Origin of the sequence: Pseudomonas sp. v388 (genome assembly GCF_003935425.1) — a bacterium.
In the GTDB taxonomy this organism is placed as follows: Bacteria; Pseudomonadota; Gammaproteobacteria; order Pseudomonadales; family Pseudomonadaceae; genus Aquipseudomonas.
This window is the reverse complement of sequence record NZ_RHQN01000017.1, coordinates 1-2258: the sequence shown is the minus strand read 5'-3', so window position 1 is coordinate 2258 and position 2258 is coordinate 1. Positions and strand designations below refer to the sequence as shown.

1 protein-coding gene and 1 pseudogene are annotated in these 2258 nt (G+C 51.7%); both read left to right on the top strand.

Annotation, left to right across the window (positions count from 1 at the left end; translation table 11 throughout):
• Positions 1–1347, top strand: a 1347-nt coding sequence (locus tag EGJ27_RS25165; protein ID WP_256672924.1) for an RHS repeat-associated core domain-containing protein, incomplete at its 5' end; no start/stop codon positions are given.
• An 84-nt stretch (positions 1348–1431) separates the two neighbouring features.
• Positions 1432–2258, top strand: a pseudogene (locus EGJ27_RS24640) (insecticidal toxin complex protein C1); the annotation flags it as partial.

Below are 2258 nucleotides of genomic sequence, written 5' to 3'. Positions count from 1 at the left end.
AACCGCACCCTGAACAACGAGGTTCGTTACCTGCCGGGGCTGGAAATCCGCACCACGGCAGATGGTGAAATCCTGCACGTCATCACGGCTCAAAACAGTCGGGTACTGCATTGGCAGGCAGGCCAACCGAACGGCATCGCCAACGATCAAATCCGCTACAGCCTGAGCGATCACCTGGGCTCAAGCACGCTGGAACTGGACCATCAAGGCAACCTGATCAGCCAGGAAAGTTACTACCCGTTCGGCGGCACCTCATGGTGGGCCGCGCGCAGTGTTGTCGAGGTGAAGTACAAAACGGTTCGCTATTCCGGCAAGGAACGCGATGCCAGCGGACTGTATTACTACGGATTCAGGTATTACGCGCAGTGGTTGCAGCGGTGGATAAATCCGGACCCGGCGGGCAATGTAAACGGGCTGAATCTTTTTTGCTTCGTGGGTAACACGCCCGTTCTTCATAACGATCTGGACGGTCGAATTTATATTGGCGTCGGAGACCGAATGGAGGACCTCATGACTTCAGAGGGAAGCACTATTCTGTATCGGGGCCTCAGCGAATTCCCGGATGATTTAAGAGACAAGTTAAAAATAGCCTTATTTAAAGTTCATGCCATTTATAAAAATGCCATTGAAATGATCAAATACCATCCTAACGATAGTGCCGACATCATGCGTAGTTTTTTTGGTTATCGACACGCCGAAGTCACCCACCAAATCATACAGTCATGGGAACTGGCCCTCGCTCGGGCCGCCGAGTACCAGCAAGACTTTGCAGAAGGAAAGTTTGTTGGCTTTAGAAGCATCAACGAGAGACTTAGCGCTTTCACCTACCAAGAAGACCCTCTGGGCCGAGTAATTATAAACACCAGACATATCTACTCCAAAAAACTGGTTCACACTCTCGGTCACGAGCTCACGCACATAGTAGATATACTTGAAAGTCCTTTAAGAGGCCCAAGCGCAAAAGATTACTACTACATCTACGAGGAATATATTTCCTTGTTGACCATAAGAGCAGACAAGCCCTACAAATTTCCATATAAAATCGCTGCCAACGTTATCACTAACGGGGGTTTGAATTTAAATTATCTCGCAGACTCCGGAGTCACAGCCAATGAATTCATACAACGAGTAAGAGCCTTGCACCCTGACCCCGACGTCGTAACAGATTTAAATACGGCAGTCAATCAGTTCAATTTGAACCCCCATATTGCTGCTAACGTTTCGGCCAATAATGCTGACAGTCTCATGCATGCGGCTTATCACCTGCACAAGCACTACAAAACAGAGATATTGCCGAAATTACAACGTCAACAAGCGAGGCATTCGCACGCACAAGCAAAACAATAGGCGACTTTTTATGCCCCACTCGATGTCAGATGAACCTGCCTGAGTCCCCGAACTCAGCTCAGGTCGCAAGCAGAGAACATTACGATGAACATAGCGCTGGATACTCACACACCTACGCTGATCGTTATTGACCCGCGAGGTTTGGCGATGCGCAGCGTTGCGTTTTGCCGTAGCGAGCAGGATCAACCTGCCGATGAGCGGGTAACCTCTCAGACTTTTGATCTGGCAGGACGGCTGGTCAGTCAGCGTGATCCACGCCTTGCACTTCCCAATCTCAACACGACTTACAGCCTCAGCAATCAGGCGCTGCTGACCGAAAGTGTCGACGCCGGTTGGCGTCTTGGGTTATTGGGCGAAGCAGGCTTGCCGGTTGAAGGATGGGACAGTCGTGGTAGCCGACGCCAGATTGAATACGATTCGATGCTGCGCCCTTTGGCAATCATCGAAGACGGGCTGGTAACCGAGCGGTTTGGCTACGGTGGGTCAGATGGTTTTGAGCATAACCAGTGCAACCAGCTCATTCGCCATGACGATACGGCGGGGACTCGTCATCTGCCGGATTACGGTTTGCTCGGGGCTGCACTGGTCGAAACCCGGCATTTTCTGCTTGATCCAGGAACACCGGACTGGCCACTGACCGAAGCCGAGCGCGATGCCCTGCTGGAGAGCGACAGCCTGGAAACGCAGTGGGCGTTCAATGCTCTGGGCGGACAGATTCGGCAGACCGATGCCATGGGTAATACGCAATCCTTCAAACAGACCGTGGCCGGACAATTGAGAGCCGTCGATCTGAAGTTATCGAACGCAACACAGACGCTGGTCAGCGATATCCAGTACAACGCTTTCAATCAGGTCGAGCAGGAAACGGCGGGCAATGGTGTTATCCGACGCTCGCTCTACGATCCGCAAGA